Origin of the sequence: Streptomyces sp. URMC 126 (genome assembly GCF_051386555.1) — a bacterium.
Lineage (GTDB): Bacteria > Actinomycetota > Actinomycetes > Streptomycetales > Streptomycetaceae > Streptomyces.
Genome location: NZ_JBPQTX010001211.1, coordinates 1 through 245, shown reverse-complemented (window position 1 = coordinate 245; position 245 = coordinate 1). Strand labels below are relative to the sequence as shown.

General features: G+C 73.9%; 1 protein-coding gene. It reads left to right on the top strand.

All coding sequences use genetic code 11. The features are described from left to right. Window positions 1-245: cytochrome P450 (locus tag ACSNOK_RS35695; protein WP_436784818.1), on the top strand; the 245-nt coding region annotated here is incomplete at both ends.

The window sequence follows — 245 nt, the reverse complement described above, 5'->3', positions numbered from 1 at the left end:
ACCCGGTGGTGCTCCGTCTGGCCCAGGCCGAGGTGGACGCGCTGTGGGGCGACGAGGAGGACCCGGAGCCGAGTTACGAGGACGTCGGCCGGCTGCGCTATGTGCGCCAGGTGCTCAACGAGGCGCTGCGGCTGTGGCCGACGGCCGCCGCGTTCGAACGCCAGGCGCTCACCGACACGGTCATCGGCGGCCGGCACCCCGTCAAGGCCGGGCAGCGCCTGGTCGTGCTCACCCCGCTGCTGCAC